Consider the following 18,842-nt stretch of genomic DNA (forward strand, 5'->3'; position numbering starts at 1 on the left):
AGACAAATGTTGGTAGGTCAGTTATCGGCAATGGCGAGAAAATGTTCAGCGGGATACTTAACCCATCATCATACGTTGACGGTGATGCGCGTTACGCTTGCCACGGCAGAATGCCGTGCGGCAGGCGTCGGGTCAGACGTGTTGCAATGGCCATTAATAAGCAAACCACCACGATCATCAGGCAGCCTACTGCAGCAGCCAGCGAAGCGGATCCGCCTTCATCGAGAAACACAATGGTCGGTCCGATGGTTTGCGTTTGCGAGGTGACCAGCAGTACCGAAACCTGGATTTCATTCAGTGCGGTGAGAAACACCAGAACGCTGCCCGCCAGCGCGGACGGCGCCGCCAGCGGCAGCAAAATATCGCGCATGCGGCGCAGAAAACCGGCGCCACACAAGCGTGCGGCTTCATCTAATGCCGGCTCGAGCTGGGCAAACCCGGCCAGCGTTGGGCGCAGTACCAGCGCGAGGAAGTTCGCCAGATAGGCGGCAAGGATGATCCACACCGTGCCGTAGAGCGAGACATTGACGATCGGCAGCGGGCGCAGGAAAAACAGCATCGCCGCCACACCGGTGACAATGCCTGGCAGCGCGTAGGTCAGTTCACTCGCTAACCACAGTCCACGCACCAGCTTCGTGCGACGCCAGCTGAGGAAGTAGGCGAGAAACAGCGCGCAGATCGTCAGAATCATTGCCGCCAGCGTGGTTAATCCAAGGCTGGTAACAAACGCCTGTCGCACCGCCGGATAGCCCCACAACGCTGCGCGAAAGTTCTCCAGCGTCAGCGTTTGCCAGCTGAGCGCCTGGCCAAAACCGCTGGTGAGCGCAGTGATCAGCAGCGCGCTCAGCGGTAACAGCAAGGTCAGCGCCATCCACAGCCAGGCGACGCCTTCAATCGCCACGCGACCGCGACCCAGCGATTGCTGCCACAAGCGCGGTGCGCCATTGACGCGCACATCATGGCATCCGCCCAACCAGGCGCTGGCCGCCATACCCACCAGCGTAATCACTGCAATCAATAACGCATACACCGCGGTATTCGGCAGCGCGCTCGGGCCAATGCCATTCAGCTGTTGATACACCAGCGTGATCAGCGTTGGCACGCGCGCCGGAATCCCCAGCATCGCCTGAATGCCGAAGTTGCCTGCCGCCGCGACAAAGGTCAGCGCGGCACCGGCAAAAATCGCCGGGCGCGCCAACGGCAGCACAATGGTGAACAGTATGCGCGCGCGTGACGCACCGCTGGCCTGCGCCGCTTCCACCAAATCGGCAGGTAAACGGCGCAAGCCCGCGCGCACGGTGAGAAAGACCAAAGGCGCATTGTGCGTGCCGAGCAGTAGCACAATGCCGGTTAACGAGTAGAGCGGCTGTTCGCCCGGCGCAAACCACGGCAATCCGAGTGTGGCGAACAGCAGCGCCAGCGGACTGCCTGGTGCCAGCGCCTGCAGCCAGGCCAGTGCCGTCACCTGTGGCGGAATCATCAGCGGCAGGATGAACGCAAACACCCAAGCGGTTTTGGCGCGTAGATCGCTAAGCGCCACCAGCCACGCGGCGGCGGTGCCCAGCACCACCGAAATCAAGGTCGAGCTAAGCGCGATAAGCAAGGTATTACCGCTGGCGATCAACACGCGATCGCTCACCAACAGGCGCGTTAAGCGCGCCATGTCCGGCACGCCTTGCGGCGCGATGGCGGTCCACGCCAGCCGCGTCAGCGGTGCCACCGACAACAAACCAATCAGCAGCACCATCAGCGTCAAAACCAGCCGTTCGCTGTTGAAACGGAAACGTTTACCGCCGCGCGCCGCGCTACGCCATTCATTGCTCACTACACTCATGCTTAGCCGCCAAACAGCGCGGTGAACCGATCGCGCACCGCCGCATCTTCTTTGATCGCTTTCGCCACGTCCGGCGACAGCAGCTTGATTTGATTAATCGGCGTGAAGCCTGCCGGTGCTGCGACGCGGTCATCCACCGGACGATTGCCCTGCTCGACCACCAGCTTCTGGCCTGCCTCAGAGAGCATAAAGTTGACGAAGGCTTTGGCGGCCGGCAGGTTGTGCGCGGTTTTCATGATGGCAACCGGTTCGGTGACGTACGACACGCCCTCTTGCGGATAGACCAGATCCACCGGTGATCCCTTCTTCTTCGCCAGAATCACGTCGGCATCGGTGATGATGCCGTATTTATCCAGCCCGCTCGCCACCGCTTTCAGCGCCGGGCCGTTGCCGCCTTGCGGCGCTATGCCGATGGCCGCCAGATTCTGGTAAAAGTGCCAGCCAATCGACGGCGTGTTGATATCGGTGTGTAGCTTGTAGAGCGCCGCGCCGGAGTAAAGCGGGCTTGGCACCGCAATCTGCCCTTTGTTGGCCTCTACCGCCAGCGCGTTCCAGCTATCAATCGGCTGTGCGTGCTGGGTATTGTAAGCGATCACCGTGGCGATGATTTTGGTACCAAAGAAGGTTTTGTCTTTGTCGTAGAACGACGGATTGATGTGGCTGAGTGGCGCATCGCTGTAACTGTAGAGGTGGTTTTCATTTTTCAGCGCACCGAGGTTAATGGCGTCGGCAATCAGCAGTACATCCGGCTTAGCCTCGCCGCTCATCATTTCGGTGCGCAGCACGTTCATTAACTGCGTGGTGCCGTTGCGCGTCCACTCGACCTGCACATTGGGATTGGCGGCTTTAAACGCATCCATGGTTTGCTGGGCAATTTCTGGCGCCTGCGAGGTATAGACCACTAATTTTCCCGCTGGCGCCTCGTCAGCCTGGCTTGCGGCTGAAAGAAGTAAACCACTGGCTAACATCACAACGTTGAATGACGTACGCATAGCATTTCCCTGAAGTATTTGAACGTTAAGAAGGAAGAATCCAGCCGTCGCGCAGCGCCACGCCCAGCGTGGCGTCGACAACGGGTAACGGTTGATCGGCCAGCAGCAGCGTGATGCTGTATTCAGGCGCCAGCAACGGCGTGACATTGAGTTGATGATGGCCGCCGCGATAAATCACCCGCTGCACGCGCACAGCAAACTGCGGTTCACCCGGTGCGGCCAGGCGAAAATCTACCGCATGAAAACTGGCTTGCGCCTGCGGCTGCGGGCGCTGATGCGGTGCGCAGCGTAATGGCACCCGCAGGCCGCAAAGCGTGGCATTAGCACGGCCTGCGCCCAGCGGTTCGATATCGCTGATCGGCAGCACTTTGCCGTCGTCAATAAATCGCGCGACCATGGCATTTGCCGGTTCGCGCCACAGCGTTTGCGGCGTGGCAAACTGCATCACGCGTCCGGCATCCATCACCACGATGCGATCGGCCAGTGCCATCGCTTCATGCTGATCGTGGGTGATGTAGAGTAAGGTCGCGTAGCTATGGTGATGGAAGCGGCGGAACTCTTCTTCCATGGTGGCACGCAGGTGGACATCGAGGTTGGCTAGCGGCTCATCAAGCAACACTAACGTCGGCTGCGCCACTAAACAGCGCGCCAGTGCCACACGTTGACGCTGGCCACCGGAGAGATCGGCCGGACGGCGTGTGGCGAAGGCTTCCAACCCTACCAGCTCCAGCGCCTGCTGCGTACGACGCTCACGTTCAGCACGCACCACGCCGTTGACCTTCAGGCTGTAGGAGACATTTTCCGCCACCGTCATATGCGGCCACAGCGCGTAGCTCTGAAACACCACGCCAAGCTGACGATCTTCCGGCGGCAGATGCACGCCTGGCGCGGCAAAGCAGCGGTCGCCCACGTGAATTTCCCCGGCATCGGCGGTTTCAAAACCGGCCAGCAGGCGCAGCAACGTGGTTTTACCGCAACCCGACGGGCCCAACACGGCGATAAATTCTCCCTGCGCAATCTGCAGCGAGATGTCTTGCAATACCGGCTGCGCCACAAAGGATTTGCACAGCCCGCGCAGTGTGATTGATGCCATGTTTCTGGCCTTTCGCTAACAGTCCGGCTAAGACCCTACGACACTGTGATGACGATTCCATGACATTGAGCCCGGTCGCCATAAATGGCGCCCCTACAAAATACGATCCCTGCCCCCTCGTCGTAGGGTCGCCATTTATGGCGACCGGATCACAAATGCATCCCGATATAGCGCTCATAACGCGCAGGCTTCACCCGCGTGAGATCCACCAGCACCAAACCATCGATACAGTGATTGAAATCGGGATCGCTGCCGAAATCGATAAACTGCACGCCGCCCGGCTCGCACACCTCGGAATATTGTTTGTAGAGCGTGGGAATAGCGGTGCCGAGATTCGCCAGCAGATGTTTCAGACGCCGCAAATCTTCGCTGTAGTTATCGCCGGTAAACTGTGCCAGCACTTCTGGCAGCGAGGCCGGATAAGGGCGACGCGAGGTCGCCAGCGGCAGTTCGGTTGGGAAATAGAGGCGATAAAACGCCACCAGCAGATCGCGCGCGGCCAGCGGCATGCCGCCAGAAATCGATACCGGACCAAACAGGTAGCGTGTTTCGGGATATTTAGCGAGGTAAGCGCCAATGCCCATCCACAGGTAATCGAGGCCACGTTTGCCCCAATAGGCAGGCTGAATAAAGCTACGTCCCAGCTCCAGCCCCTGATTGATGATCGGCAACATGCGCTCGTCGTAGTGGAACAGGCTGTCGCTGTAAATACCTTCCAGCCCACGGCGCGCCAGCTGTTCAGCCCCTGGAATGAAGCGATAAGCACCAACGATCTCCAATGCATCGTCATCCCACAGAATCAGGTGATAATAATCGTCATCGTATTTATCCAGATCGCGACGACGACCGCTGCCCTCGCCCACCGCGCGAAATGCCACTTCACGTAAACGACCAAGCTCACGTAGCAGCGGCACCCAACTGGCGCCGTTGCGTCGCCACAGGTAGATCTGCTTGCCATCCGGCAATGTGCCGAGTCGCTCGCTCTCCATCAGGGCTTTTTTTAGCTCGGCGCGATCTTCCGGGCGTGCAATCGCCGCTGCGGTCTGAAACAAGCCACGCCGTCCCTGACCAATACGATAAAGATGTTTGCGCAGCCGCTTCGCCAGCTCCTTGCCGGGTGTGTGGCCATCATGCCAATTGGCAAAGGGGATTTGCTCACCGATGTGCAGCTTGATGCGCGCACCGCGCTGGCGAAACATCTCGCGGACCAGCATCAGCAGCGCCAGCGGTGAGGCAATTTTTGCCGCCGCGTAGAACGCCAGGCTGTTACGCCCCACCACATGTACTGGCACGATAGGCGCGCGGGCGCGGGCGGCGAGACGCAGGAAACTGTGATGCCAGTGACGATCGCGCACGCCACGGCTGGACAGGCGCGACACTTCACCTGCCGGGAAGATGATCAGCACGCCTTGATTATCCAGGTGCTGCTGCATCCGCGTGAGCTGTTCGCGGCTGGTGCGGTTGCTCATGTTATCCACCGGCAACATCATGCTGTTAATCGGCTCCAGCATCATCAACATACGGTTGGCAACGATTTTCACATCGCGCCGCACCTGTGAAACTGCGGCCAGCAGCGCCAAACCATCCAGCGCACCGAGCGGATGGTTAGCCGCAATCACCACCGGCCCGCGCGTGGGGATCTGCTCCAAATCGCGCTCGCTCAGTTCACAGCGCACATCGAGATGCTCCAGCACCTGCTCCACCATATCCACACCTTTGAGGTGGCGATAGCGGGCAGCAAAGGCCTGGAATTCATGCTCGCGCACCACCCATTTCAGGACGCTTTTTTGCCAGTCCGCCGGTTGGTGACCTGGCCAGTAAGTATCGAGAAGCTGATCAACTGAAAACATTATTCACCTTTTTATACGCAGCGATTTATCGCCTCGACGTTAAAACGGCTTGTTTTCAGATTTATGACTGTGGCGCTGCAATATCAGATAAAGCAGGACGCCGCTTTGTTCTTACGCATGAAGAAAAACAATTGACCTTAAATCCGCAAATTCAAGACATAGCTTAAATCATATTGTTAAGCCCCATGAATTAATCTGGTCACACCTCTGTGTTGTGTTTCTTTTATGGGTCTTTATGCCCTTGAGTTTTTTCTTTTTTTCTGGACTACACATATGATTCATACGGTATTTATTGTTGATGACCATCCGTTAATCTGTGCGGGTATTCAGGCACTATTAGATTCTTATCACTATTCAATTGTTGGTATTGCACAGAAAGGAGAAATGCTGATTACCGAGCTACACCAAATGCGTCCAGACGTTGTACTCCTCGATCTTACTATGCCCGGCCGGGCAGGCATTCCACTGATAGCGGATATTAAACGTGCGCTTCCAGAACAGAAAATCATCGTATTTACCGCATCAGAAAGCCTTTTTTATCAACGCTGTTGCCTGCAATTAGGCGTTGAAGGCTATGTCTACAAGCGTGGGGATCTGGATACCCTGATTACCGCAATAAAAGAAGTGGAACGCGGTAACCGTTTTTATCCGATTACGCATGCTGCCGCTGACAGTGGAGAATTGATTGAGAGTGAGAAATTGATGAGTTTGACTCGCCGTGAATTGATTGTATTGGTCAAGCTGGCTTCTGGAATGACTAATAAAGAAATTGCTTCACAATTGCAGCTCAGCAGTAAAACCGTGAGTACCTATAAAATAAAAATCCTACGCAAGTTAGGATTGAAAGGGATTAGCGGAATTAATATGACAGCGAAACTGAACGAATTGGTGTAATGACTCGGGTGCGCGGCATTGCGCATCCTATTCAAGCCTTATGTCGTTAAAGCCAATAATACTGATGGCTTACTCCATAAAAAGTTGTTTTGCATCATGGAAATCATGATTATTTTTCGGGTTGTGCCAGGATAACATTTTCCCCTTAAGTTTTTTCACTCTGTGTCGCCAGTGTTGTATCTATCAGACTGGAGAAAAAACATGATTGTTTATACCTATTGGGTTGACCTTCCTGGCCACGACAAGCCGGCTTACCTTGAGTTGTGCAGAAAGAGTTGGTTGAACAACACCCCCAACCTTGAAATCATCACCATCAATCATAAAAACATTTATGAATTCATCCCTAAAAAGATCTTACCCCCCATATTTTTTAAATTCTCTCTGGCAATGCAATCAGACATCGTCTCGGCTTGGGTACTGACAATGTTCGGTGGTCTATTTATTGACTCCGATACCATCATCACTCGAAACATTAATGATATGCCTTTCGGTAAAACGGATAAGCTGACTGCATTTGGCTATCCATCGTTAAAGTCTGTTCATCTGGCTGTTTTATCCGCGAATAAACGTAATAAGCTCACCGCTGCATGGTTTGCCGAAATTTTGAACCGTTTAAAAAATCCCAGTGGTGGAATTTCCTGGGACTATGTTGGCAATGGCATCCTTGATCCACTGATACAAAGTGGCGATTTTGATGAGCAGTTTCATATAGTTGACGCAACTGAAGCAGGGAATATTTTAGAGTTTTCGCAGCCTGAAAAAGAGCCCTGGGAGCGCTATTGGTCATACTATTTCATGCCAGATGCCACCAGGGATTTTTCAAGCGAATTGGCAAAGTGCAAATGTGGGATTATTTCGCTTCACAATTCATGGACGCCAGCTAATTTCAAATCGTTAAGTGAGAATGCTATAAAAAACATAAAAAACGATTTTTTACTTCCTTACATCCTAATAGAAGCGAATAGCTAGCTTGAACTTATGTTGCACATCATTATCTCTTGACACTTACACGCTGCCTATCACTTACAACTGCAACGGCGGCAGTTGGGAAAATACGCTCAGCAACCCTTTGCTCCACAGCTGACGAATTTGTGAATAATACGGATGCTGCTCAGTGATGTGATATTGCTCGCTGTCGCTGAAACTGTCCGTGCGATACACCATTACATCGAGCGGTAAACCGACTGAAATATTGCTCGCCAGCGTGGAATCCATCGAAATCAAGGCGCACTGCATCGCCTGGCTAAGCGGCGTTTCGTAGCGCAGCACGCGGTCAATGATCGGTTTGCCGTATTTACTTTCACCAATCTGGAAATACGGCGTATCGACGCTGGCTTCGATGAAGTTGCCCTGCGGATAGATTTGGAACAGCCGCGGCTCCTCGCCACGAATCTGTCCGCCCAGCAGCAGCGTGCCGCCAAACTCCTCACCATCGCGCTTAATCACTTCGCGCAGCGTTTCACCCACCATCAGTGCAATGTCATACAGCGATCGTTGATTCAGCAAATTGGGCTGGTCATCATCACCGTTATTACGTCGCAGCAGGCTCAGCACGCTCTGCGTAGTGGCCAGATTGCCAGCACTTTGCAGTACCAGCGTACGTTCATCATCTACCTGAAACACATGCAATTTACGGAATGAGGAAATATGATCGACGCCCGCATTGGTCCGCGAATCGGATACAAAAATCATCCCTGACGATAAACGCATTGCCACACAATAAGTCATAGTTACGCCTGTTCAGATTACTACTGCGCCTGCACCTGAAGCACCGCAGCCACCGCCAGCATATCTTCACCGCCGCCGCCCAGCCGCATACCGCGCACGGGACAAGCATCAAGATAATCCACGCCCACCGCCAGCCGTAAATGCTGGCGCGTGCTGCGGGTATTATTGGTGATATCAAAGCTGTGCCAACTGCCATCCAGCCAGGCTTCAACCCAGGCGTGAGTGGCGACGTGCTCAACGTTTTCAGTATAGAGATAGCCGCTAACATAGCGCGCCGGAATCCCCAGACTGCGACAGCAGGCGAGAAACACGTGACTGTGATCCTGGCAAACGCCGCTGCCGGCGGCAAATACTTTCGCGGCGGTATCCGTCACCTGTGTACTGCCGGGGCGATACGGCATTTTCAGCAGCAGTTCGTCCATCAATTTCTCCAGGCTGGCGAGCGGCTTTTCCGGCCGCCAGTAACGCTGGGCAAATTCGCGGATCTCCGGATTGGGCTGCGTCAACGGCGTGGCGCGCAGAAAGACCAGTGGTGACAAAGCGCATTCCGGATCGGGCGCCCACTCGCCGGCATCGAGAATCTCTACCACGCCGCGCGCGGCGATATCGAGCTGCTGATGCGGCGTATCCAGCGTCAGCACATGCATCACATTGCCATAAGCATCCTGCGTGCAGGTGGCTTCACACGGCAGCTCCAGATCCCACGAGATAATGTGCTGGTGCACCGAGTTTTGCGGTGTCAGGCGCAAATACTGGGTGCTGAGTTTCACCTGCTGCTCGTAGGCGTAACGGGTTTTATGCTCGATGTTCAGTCTCATTTCGCCTCCAGATAGGTGTGATTGATGCTGTCTGCTAGCGCATTGAGGCGCGTAAGGAATTCATTGAGCCAGTGAGTTAACCCTTCATGCGTCAGGCTTTCCCAGGTGCTAAAACGCATTTCAGCCAACAGTACGGTGATCAGATAACGCGGACGATCTTCGCCGCTGCTGCCGATCTGTTCGAGCTGGGTGGCGATCTCATCGATACAGGAGTGCAGCGATCGCGGACTTTCGCTGCGCAGGATCAGCATTTCGTTGACCAGATCCGGCATCAGTTGCTGTTTGAAGATCGCGTTGTAAGCTTCACGCGCGGAAACCGCGCGCAGCAAAGTATCGAGGCGGTAATACTCGCGCACCGAATCCGACTGCTGCTCCATCAGTTGTTGATTGACGCTCAGCAAACGCGCGGTGCCGTCGCTGCGCTCCATCAGGGTGCCGATGCGGATAAAACTCATGGCATCGCCGCGCAACAAGGTACCAAACATCGCGCCGCGAAACAGATGTGAGCGCTCTTTCACCCAATCGAAAAAGGTATCGGCGCTGGCGCTGGTGATGCCGCGCCGCCGCGTATTACGCATCTCAATCCACGTTGAATTGATGCTCTCCCACACTTCCGATGACAAACTGCCGCGCACCGCATGCGCGTTATTCCACGCCTGCTGCCAGCAGCTGAAAATGCTGCACGGATTGCGATCGTCGAGGGCAAAGAAGTTGAACAGCTGCGACATGGTGAACCGGCCGTTGAGGGTTTCAAACAGTTCACGCGTGCCAGTGAGATTGAGCGGCAGCAGCAGATCGTCACCCTGGTCACCGCGCACCGGCATTAACGACAAACGGTTGGTGACATCTAACACGCGTGCGAGATGTTCTGCGCGTTCGAGATAGCGCGCCATCCAATAAAGGCCACTGGCCGTGCGGCTTAGCATGATGCGTCATCCTCCAAAACCCACGTGTCCTTGGTACCGCCGCCCTGCGACGAGTTCACCACCAGCGATCCTTCGTTCAGCGCCACGCGGGTTAAGCCGCCGGGCACCAGGCGAATATCCGCGCCGCACAGCGCAAACGGACGCAGATCGATATGGCGCGGCGCGAGGCCGTTGTCGATAAAGGTGGGACACGTTGAAAGCGACAATGTGTCCTGCGCGATGTAGTTTTCCGGCCGTGCTTTGAGGAGATCGCGGAAATCACTCAGCTCCTGCTGGCTCGCCACCGGTCCGATCAACATGCCGTAACCACCGGCGCCGTGAACCTCTTTCACCACCATTTTTGCCAGGTTGGCTAGCACATAGGTGAGATCCTGCGGTTTGCGGCATTGCCATGTCGGCACGTTATTGAGGATCGGATCTTCGTCGAGGTAGAAGCGGATCATATCCGGCACATAGGGGTAGATCGATTTGTCATCGGCGACGCCGGTACCAATGGCATTGGCCAGCACCACGTTGCCGGATCGATAGACTGACAACAGACCCGGCACCCCGAGCATTGAATCCGGGCGGAACGCCAGCGGATCAAGGAAGGCATCATCGACGCGGCGATAAATCACATCCACTTTGCATGGCCCGGCGGTGGTGCGCATCATCACCGCACCATTTTTAACGAACAGATCGGCGCTCTCCACCAACTCGACGCCCATCTGCTGCGCGAGGAAGCTGTGTTCGAAGTAGGCGCTGTTAAAGCGTCCCGGCGTCAGCACCACCACCACCGGATCGTTGACCGGCGAGCTTTCACGCAGGGTTTGCAGCAGATGCGAAGGATAGCGCTCGACCGGCGCGATGTGCTGATCGGCAAACAGCTCGGGATAGAGGCGCATCATCATCTTACGGTTCTCCAGCATGTAGGAGACGCCAGACGGCGTGCGCAGATTGTCCTCCAGCACGTAATATTCACCGTCGTTATTGCGCACCATATCCACGCCGACAATGTGCGCGTAGAGGTTGCGATGCAGATCGACGCCTTGCATACAGGGCTGATATTGATCGTTCACCAGCACCTGTTCGGCCGGCACAATACCGGCTTTAAGGATCAGTTGCTGATGGTAGATGTCGTGCAGGAAGGCGTTGAGGGCTTGTACGCGTTGGCGAATGCCGCGATCGAGCATCGCCCACTCACGCGCCGGTATGATGCGCGGCACACTGTCGAAGGGAATTAAACGTTCCGCTCCACCGTCATCACCATAGACGTTGAAGGTGATGCCGACGCGATGAAACAGCAGTTCCGCCTCTTCGCGCTTACGCGCCACTGCATCGACGTCCGCCTGTTGTAACCATTCCCAGTATTGCTGGTAGTGAGCGCGGTGTTTGCCATCGCTCAGCAACATCTCATCATAGAAGTGCGATGCTATCTGGTAGCTTTCTTTCATGATTTACCCGGCGCTTGTCAGAGGACCTCATTCTCTCCTGCACAAACTGTGCCAGAGGCTTGCCCCCGGCATGGCACCCGCGCCGCACGAATAGAAATGGCGGTTTTGCACTTTACTGGTGCATTAGCTGCTGCGCGATTGGCAGCCAGATCTCCGTCATCGCGCCTTCGCCACCGGTAAAGGGATCGCGGTGCGGCAGTGGAACATGCTGGATCTGCTCTTTCGACGCACGTAAACGCGAAGGCTCATCACGCACGGTGTCGGGGGACATCCCTTCAGGATAGGCGCCAACGGTGAAAAAATCCTCTGAGGCAAACACCTGTTTGTGACCGACACCTGCGGGGATCAGCACCGCATCGCCTTCGCGCAGCGTCACCATGCGACCGCTGTCGCCGCCAAACAGCACTTCTGCCCAGCCGGCAGCGACGCCCAACACTTCATGGGTATTCGGGTGATAGTGCGTATAGGGGAAGATCGGCGCACGCCACGCGGCGGGCCAACCGTTGCGGGTAAAGGTTTTTTCAAACCAGGCAGCGCTGTCTTCCGCCTCATCTTCATCCGGCACAATGCCTGGCCAGATGATCAGCGGCAGCGGGCTGTTGGGTACGCCGCCGGAGGGCAGCGACAGCATCAAATGTTGAGGATTGCTGGAGGATCCAGCAGAAAAGGTGCCAGCGGCGAAAGACATCAGTAACAGCAGGCTGGAGTGGTTGGCAGTCATACTCTTTCTCCGGTTAATCACGATGCTTAATTGTGGCTTACCAGAGGCAATTTGCAATGTGCGCCCGCCGACAAAATTCACATAAAAGAATGATTTAGCTAACTAAAGCCAAATTAGTTGGCAACATAATTAACATCTTGTGCGGGGGTTAACCAGGTCGCCATGAATGGCGACCCTACGGGTTTGTAGGGGGCGCATTTATGCGCACCTGGCCGCAAAGCGCATGAATTTCAGGCAAAAAAAACCGGTGGATTTCGCCACCGGTCGAATCAAAAAACGATTCAAAGGCACTGACAGGTTATCGCAGGCGCTCAGCGATGGGTTTCACGACGTTCTCCCCTTCGCGGCCATAAAACTGGAACAGGGTTTCGGCTGCTGCATCGGTTAATACCAGGATCTCAATGCGGCGATTGCGCGCACTCATGGGATCGTCTCGATCTCGCGGCATGCGTGACGCCATGGCATTAACCTGCAACACGCGCGCACTCTCTAATCCACCACGCTCCAGCGCACGGCGCGCCGCTAAAGCACGATCGCCGGACAGATTCCAGTTGTTGTAGGCGGCGTTACCACTGTATTTCGCGGCGTCGGTGTGGCCACTGATCATGATTTTGTTGTCGATGCGGTTAAACACCGGGCCGAGTTCCGTCAATAATTTCTGGAAGAACGGCGTTAACACCGCACTGCCGCGCGGGAACATCATGCGATCCTGATCGTCCTGAATCAGGATGCGTAGCCCCTGCGGCAGGGTTTCCAGCATCAAATAATTCTGTGCGTTATAGCTGTTGATCATCTGCTGCAGCTGGCTTTGCAGCAGCGCCAGTTCGCTATCAGAACGTGATAGCACGCTGTCCAAATCTTCCTTCGGCTTACTGCCGTTGCTAAAGCTGACATCAGCCGAGGAGTTGCTCACGCTTGCGTTCTGCGTCGGCGGTGAAATGGCGATGGTTTCGCCAATAATCGACGATCCCGCGCCCCGTGAGTCTTCAACATCAAACGGATTGAAGCCCGAGCCTTCAAATACCGAGGTGCCGTTTAGCTGCGCGACAATCTCTTTACGCTCGTCCTCGCTTACCGCCCCCATGATCCACAGCACCATAAACAGCGCCATCATCGCCAACGTAAAGTCAGCAAACGCCACTTTCCACGCACCGCCGTGATGGCCGTGATGCGCCTTCTTGCCACCGCGTTTGATGATCAACTTTGTGGTGGTAACCAAAGGTGCCGAACGTATCTCCGAAGTCTCGGCGCGCTTTACGCTGGATGCGTTGCCGGGCAAGCAGATGGCGATCGATGCCGATCTGAATGCCGGTTTGATCAATCAGGAACAGGCCGGGCTGCGCCGTAAAGATGTCGCCAACGAAGCGGACTTCTACGGCGCGATGGACGGTGCCTCGAAGTTCGTACGCGGTGATGCGATCGCCGGGATCATGATCCTGATGATCAGCGTGGTTGGCGGGATTTTGATCGGCGTGTTCAAGCACGGTTTACCGGCGGGACAAGCGTTCGAACAGTATGTATTGCTGACCATCGGTGATGGTTTGGTGGCGCAGATTCCATCGCTGCTGCTCTCAACCGCCGCGGCGATTATCGTGACGCGCATCAGCGACGGCGCGGACATGGGCGATGACATTAAGTCGCAGCTGCTGGCGCGCCCGGGCACGCTGTATACCGCCGCCGCTGTGATGTTTGTGCTGGCGATTGTGCCAGGCATGCCGCATCTGGTGTTCCTGATCTTTACCGCGATGCTGCTGTTCGCCGCCTGGCGTCAAAGCCGTGGCGTGAAAGCGCCAACGCAAGATCACCAGGATATGGAGGCGATCACCCAGGCGTTGACGCAGCCGGAAGAGCAGCCCGCCATCGGCTGGGACAACATCCCGATGGTGGAGCCGATCGGCCTAAACCTCGGCTACAAGCTGGTGACGCTGGTGGATAAAGGCAAAGGTGCGCCGCTGACGCTGCGCATGCGCGGCGTGCGGCAAGTGGTCTCCGAAACCAGCGGCGTGCTACTGCCGGAAATCGCATTGCGTGAAGATTTCCACCTTAAACCGGCGCAATACGCCATCAAGATCAACGGCGTTCGCACCGCCGTCGGCGAAGTGCATGCCGATCGTTTGATGGCGATCCCCACGCCGGAACAGTACGGTGAAATTGATGGCGTGCTGGATGTCGATCCGGCGTACGGCATGGCGGTAACCTGGATCCTGCCCGAGCAGAAAGCCAAAGCGTTGAATCTCGGTTATCAGGTGGTGGATTGCGCCAGCGTGGTCGCCACACACGTCAACAAAGTGGTGCGCGAGAATCTGCCGGAGCTGTTTAACTACGATGACATTACGCAGCTGCATCAGCGCCTGGCGAACGTGGCGCCTAAGTTATCCGAGGATGTGAATGCGGCGGTGAACTTCAGTTTGCAGCTGAAAGTGTATCGCCTGCTGTTGAACGATCAGGTATCGCTGAAGGACATCACCACTATCGCCACCACCTTGCTGGAGAGCGCGGCGATCACCAAAGATCCGATTCTGTTGACCTCCGATGTGCGTTACGCCCTGCGTCGCGCGATGGTAGCGGCGATTGCGCCTGATAACAAACCGCTGTCAGCGTATACGCTGGAAAACAGCCTGGAAAATCTGCTGCTGGCGGCGCTGAATCAGGCGCAGCAAGCCGGCAAAGTGGCGCTGGACAGCTTCCCGGTCGATCCGAATATTCTGACGCAGTTGCAAAGCACACTGCCGGTGATGATGGAGCAACTGAAAGCGCAGAATCTGACGCAGGTGCTGCTGGTGACGCCGCAGCTGCGGCCGCTGATCGCCCGCTATGCGCGCCTGTTTGCCAAAGGCCTGCATGTGCTTTCGTATAACGAAGTGCCAGATGATGCCAATTTGCAGATTGTGGGGCAGGTTACGTAAGCTCACTTTGTTTGCCTCAATCTATCGTTGTTGCGGCTATAAGATTTTAGCCGCAACATACGCCATTTATTAACTGTTATTGAAACACTTTAGAGATACCTTTACAGACATTTCTTGAGCAGATAATGCGCATTATCGTGGAAAATTCGTGCCCTTTAATCCAATACCATGGAACCACGGATGACACACTCAAACGAACAGTATTACTCCCCGTCGCCCAGCATTCTGGGCAGCAGCATTGCCAGTAACGGCACCGAACTTTCCACCTCGAAAACCCAGCCAACATTCAACGGCTCGGTGCCGGGTGAAAAGTCCGGCATCGTGGTGATCTGGATTGATGATGTTAAATATACCGCGCCGATTCAGCCCGACGGCAGCTACACTTTCACGCCCCCGGTGCCGCTGAATGAAGGTCTGCATAACATTTCGATTCATGCAATTAAACTCTCCGGGCTGATTGGCGAACCGGTGCTTTTCACCCTGCACGTCGACACCACCGCGCCCGGCGCACCGCTGATTGAATTTGCACTGGATGATGTGGGCAACAACACTGGCGCGCGCTTTTCTAATGAGAAAACTGACGACCGCGATCCGGTACTGCGCGGCAAAGCTGAGCCCGGCAGCATTGTGAACATCTATGAAGGCATCACGCTGCTCGGCAGCGTTAAAGCTGATACTTATGGCAGCTGGGAGCTGAAAGTTTCCCTGAGCGACGGCAGCCACGCGCTGAGCGCTACCTCCACCGACAAACTCGGCAACACCAGCGAAAAATCGGCGTCTTTCCTGCTCGAAATTGGCGATGACGCCGTTACGCCACCCGGCAGCGCGACAGTCATCACCCACGCCGTTGACGATATGGGCAGCAACACTGGGACGGTCACCAGCGGCGGTTTGACCGATGACAACACGCCGGAACTGCGTGGCGTTGCCGCTGCGGGCAGCAGCGTGGTGGTCTACTATCGACTGGAAGGCAGCAACACCTGGGCCGGTAGCGCAGTGGCGACGCTGAGTGGTGAAAACTGGAGCTGGACACCTTCTTCAGCATTGGCTTGGGGTAAGTATGAGTTTCAGGCCAGTACCGGCGTTGCGCCATCCACACTGTTTACCCTGGATATCGCCAGCCCGGCAGACATTCTGACGCGCACCCGCATCGATTCGGTTTATGACGATGTTGAGCCGGCCATAGGTTACCTCAGCAATTATGCCATTACCGACGACAAAACCCCCACCTTCCGCGGTAGCGCCGAAGCCAACAGCCGTATCACGCTGCGGTATAGCGTGGAGAATGGCAGCAGCCATACCGTCACGATTGACGTTAACAGCAGCGGTAAATGGCTCTGGTCGCCGCCTTCTCTGGCGACGGGCAACTGGACATTTGAGGTTCAGCCACAAGGCCACAGCAGCTGGACGGCTCCTTTTAACCTGACGATCACTGACGTAAACGGTTTTAACCCGGTTATCGACTATGCCTGGGATGATGTCGGCATTAGCACCGGCGAACGTTTCAGCGGCGCGACGACCGATGACAACCGGCCCGAATTGCGTGGTCGTGCGGAGTCAAATAGTCTGGTGTACCTCAGCTATCATTTAGGCGATGGGGATAGCACGCTGGTCAGCTTTACCGCAGGCGCAGATGGCCGCTGGCGCTGGACGCCGGATAGCGCGTTGGACCAGGGAAGCTGGACCTTTATTGTGCAGAAGGCGGGACAGATCGCCCCGAAAAACTTCAAGCTGACAATCGATGCCAATGTTGATGTGCTCCCGACCATTGACTACGCCTTTGATAATGAGGGCAGCAGTACCGGTAACCGCAGCAGTGGCGCCACCACCGATGACAACACACCGACCCTGCATGGTAGCGGCCCGGCCAATAGCGCGTTGACCTTACGCTATCAATCAGGTAACGGGGAATATATAACGGAAACTGTTCTGACCGATGCTGAAGGGCACTGGAACTGGACTCCCGAAGCGGCTCTAAGCAACGGTTATTGGAATTTTGAGGTACAGAAAGCGGGTCAAAGCGACTGGAGCGGATTTAAACTTAATATTCGCCCTGAACACTGGAATAAGCATGTGCTGGATTTTAATGGTTATGCTATACCAGATAAATTAAGTAAAGAATGGAGCATTAATACTGATGTTCATATAGGGGCCAGTAAATTGACCTACATACCCGACGCGGGAGAACATGGTGGTGTAATTCATATGCCGGCAACGGGAGCCCTTGGTATAAGATTTAATTCATGGAAAGTGCTCAACATACTTACTGCACCGACAAAAGCAAGTGTTGACATTATTAACTACAATGATAAAACTCAAAACCTTGACTATTACGTACGATTCTGGAATTTAGCGAAAACTGGTTACACTTCTAGCAAAAATGTTACATTAACCTTTTTACCCCATCAAACTTTAACAATTAGATTTGAAGATCTTTATGAAACAGTTGCCTCAAGGGCATCTGAAGAAATTTATGACATTACCTTTGGTAGTGGAGCGTTTTATTTAGATAATATCACCTACAATAAATCAGCTGCTGACATACTCACTCCTCCGCCTGCTGCGGTTGAACCGGAAGAAAATACCCACTATTTAGAAGGGAGTGCTAAAATTCTTGATTTGACCGCCCATGTTGAACAGAAAGATATATTAAACACTATCGATTTGACCGGTTCCGGTGATAACAAGTTAATTATCGATGCATCAGCAATCGAAAAATATGGGGAAAAGGAACTGTTTATCGCTGATGACACCTTGCAGTTTGTGGTGAAAGGCAATCACGGCGATATTGTGCAGCTGAAGGATATTTTGCCGCCAGGCAGCCAGGTGAGTGAGTGGGTACATCTGGAAGGCACAATTACGGTCGCCGGCGAACAGTTTGAGGTTTACCGTCACGCTGATGGCGCTGAACTGCTGGTTCAGCAAGGCGTGAAGGTTGAATGGGAAAATGAACATCTGCAAATCCATGCTGATGTGAACGCTAACGACATTGTAAACGATCTGGCAAACGTGGCCGCTATAAATGACAGCAGCGTTTCCCTGGATGTGCAGACGATATTATCACCAAGTGAAGAAGATCTGTTTGGTGACGACAGGCAATTGCCACTCACTGCAAATGACGGCGAAATTAAGGGGATTGATCTGCAAGATATTCTGCCGGAAGACAATAATCTTAGTGCGTGGCAGCATCAAGACAGCAACGTTATCGTGGCAGGTATGGAATATCAGGTTTATCCCCAAGGTGATGATGCTGAACGGCTTATCCAGCAAGGCGTAAAAACAGAGTTGATGTAATTCCCTGTTAATCCTTTCACCTTTAAAGCTATCCCCGGAAATGCTGCCGGGGATTTTTTTAAGCTGATAATATAAGGCTCAGACCAAATCTAACTCCCCATCCATCCGTTGCCAACATGAGCGCCAGCCATAGATCTTTTTTTATAAGCACCGAGCTATTTATATTTTAATGATCTTCATTTAAACGTGAATCGGTCACCATGAATGGCGACCCTACGGTTTTATAGCTGGGTTTCCGCAGGGTGCGCATTCATGCGCACCTGCATAACCAGGCAATTTCTTGTTTAAGTGAGCAGAATTAAATCATTTATATTCACACTTTTGATGACATGGATATTAACGTACCTGTTCAA

14 protein-coding genes are annotated in these 18,842 nt (G+C 54.6%); 4 read left to right on the plus strand and 10 right to left on the minus strand.

The annotated features are described in order from the left end of the window. Positions 1 to 91: 91 nt before the first annotated feature. The 4 genes from AC6I8K_RS15860 to olsF form a co-directional block, all read right to left on the minus strand. Positions 92 to 1,834, minus strand: coding sequence for an ABC transporter permease (locus tag AC6I8K_RS15860; protein WP_483816171.1), 1,743 nt, complete (start codon positions 1,832 to 1,834; stop codon positions 92 to 94). A 2-nt stretch (positions 1,835 to 1,836) separates the two neighbouring features. Further along, complete coding sequence (locus AC6I8K_RS15865; protein ID WP_497827051.1) at positions 1,837 to 2,826, minus strand: ABC transporter substrate-binding protein; 990 nt, start codon at positions 2,824 to 2,826, stop codon at positions 1,837 to 1,839. Positions 2,827 to 2,851: 25 nt separating this feature from the next. Continuing rightward, positions 2,852 to 3,919, minus strand: a complete 1,068-nt coding sequence (locus tag AC6I8K_RS15870; RefSeq protein ID WP_497827052.1) for an ABC transporter ATP-binding protein — start codon at positions 3,917 to 3,919, stop codon at positions 2,852 to 2,854. A gap of 149 nt (positions 3,920 to 4,068) precedes the next feature. Then, complete coding sequence (olsF, locus tag AC6I8K_RS15875) at positions 4,069 to 5,769, minus strand: bifunctional ornithine lipid synthase OlsF (RefSeq protein ID WP_483816174.1); 1,701 nt, start codon at positions 5,767 to 5,769, stop codon at positions 4,069 to 4,071. A gap of 273 nt (positions 5,770 to 6,042) precedes the next feature. On the opposite strand from olsF, the gene AC6I8K_RS15880 reads away from it, so the two are divergent. Together AC6I8K_RS15880 and AC6I8K_RS15885 are read left to right on the plus strand one after the other, a co-directional pair. Continuing rightward, the gene (locus AC6I8K_RS15880) at positions 6,043 to 6,663 is read left to right on the plus strand and encodes a response regulator (protein WP_483816175.1); all 621 of its coding nucleotides are present in this window, start codon (positions 6,043 to 6,045) and stop codon (positions 6,661 to 6,663) included. 201 nt (positions 6,664 to 6,864) lie between these two features. After that, positions 6,865 to 7,632 carry a capsular polysaccharide synthesis protein gene (locus tag AC6I8K_RS15885; RefSeq protein ID WP_497827053.1) on the plus strand — a complete coding sequence of 256 codons (768 nt, stop codon included), beginning with the start codon at positions 6,865 to 6,867 and terminating at the stop codon, positions 7,630 to 7,632. A 54-nt stretch (positions 7,633 to 7,686) separates the two neighbouring features. Here AC6I8K_RS15885 and AC6I8K_RS15890 read toward each other — a convergent pair whose 3' ends face one another. The 6 genes from AC6I8K_RS15890 to AC6I8K_RS15915 form a co-directional block, all read right to left on the minus strand. Next, positions 7,687 to 8,391 (minus strand): proteasome-type protease, encoded by a 705-nt coding sequence (locus tag AC6I8K_RS15890; protein WP_483816177.1) that lies wholly within the window; start codon positions 8,389 to 8,391, stop codon positions 7,687 to 7,689. A 20-nt stretch (positions 8,392 to 8,411) separates the two neighbouring features. Continuing rightward, positions 8,412 to 9,209, minus strand: a complete 798-nt coding sequence (locus tag AC6I8K_RS15895; RefSeq protein ID WP_064738518.1) for a transglutaminase family protein — start codon at positions 9,207 to 9,209, stop codon at positions 8,412 to 8,414. Beyond that, positions 9,206 to 10,135 carry an alpha-E domain-containing protein gene (locus AC6I8K_RS15900; RefSeq protein WP_483816178.1) on the minus strand — a complete coding sequence of 310 codons (930 nt, stop codon included), beginning with the start codon at positions 10,133 to 10,135 and terminating at the stop codon, positions 9,206 to 9,208. Before AC6I8K_RS15900 ends, AC6I8K_RS15895 begins: the two co-directional genes overlap by 4 nt. Then, the gene (locus AC6I8K_RS15905; protein WP_483816179.1) at positions 10,129 to 11,568 is read right to left on the minus strand and encodes a circularly permuted type 2 ATP-grasp protein; all 1,440 of its coding nucleotides are present in this window, start codon (positions 11,566 to 11,568) and stop codon (positions 10,129 to 10,131) included. The genes AC6I8K_RS15900 and AC6I8K_RS15905 overlap by 7 nt, the downstream gene beginning before the upstream one ends. Before the next feature lie 112 nt (positions 11,569 to 11,680). Continuing rightward, a complete protein-coding gene (locus AC6I8K_RS15910; RefSeq protein ID WP_483816180.1) occupies positions 11,681 to 12,289 on the minus strand; it encodes a cupin domain-containing protein in 609 nt (202 codons plus the stop codon). Positions 12,290 to 12,587: 298 nt separating this feature from the next. Further along, the gene (locus AC6I8K_RS15915; protein ID WP_497827054.1) at positions 12,588 to 13,490 is read right to left on the minus strand and encodes a flagellar motor protein MotB; all 903 of its coding nucleotides are present in this window, start codon (positions 13,488 to 13,490) and stop codon (positions 12,588 to 12,590) included. On the opposite strand from AC6I8K_RS15915, the gene AC6I8K_RS15920 reads away from it, so the two are divergent. Together AC6I8K_RS15920 and AC6I8K_RS15925 are read left to right on the plus strand one after the other, a co-directional pair. Next, a complete protein-coding gene (locus AC6I8K_RS15920; protein ID WP_497827258.1) occupies positions 13,483 to 15,195 on the plus strand; it encodes a flagellar biosynthesis protein FlhA in 1,713 nt (570 codons plus the stop codon). The two genes, AC6I8K_RS15915 and AC6I8K_RS15920, sit on opposite strands and share 8 nt — an antisense overlap. 180 nt (positions 15,196 to 15,375) lie before the next feature. Continuing rightward, complete coding sequence (locus AC6I8K_RS15925; protein ID WP_497827055.1) at positions 15,376 to 18,489, plus strand: Ig-like domain-containing protein; 3,114 nt, start codon at positions 15,376 to 15,378, stop codon at positions 18,487 to 18,489. Positions 18,490 to 18,842: the final 353 nt, after the last annotated feature.

Source organism: Pantoea sp. X-Soil-ISGK-421 (genome assembly GCF_059730785.1).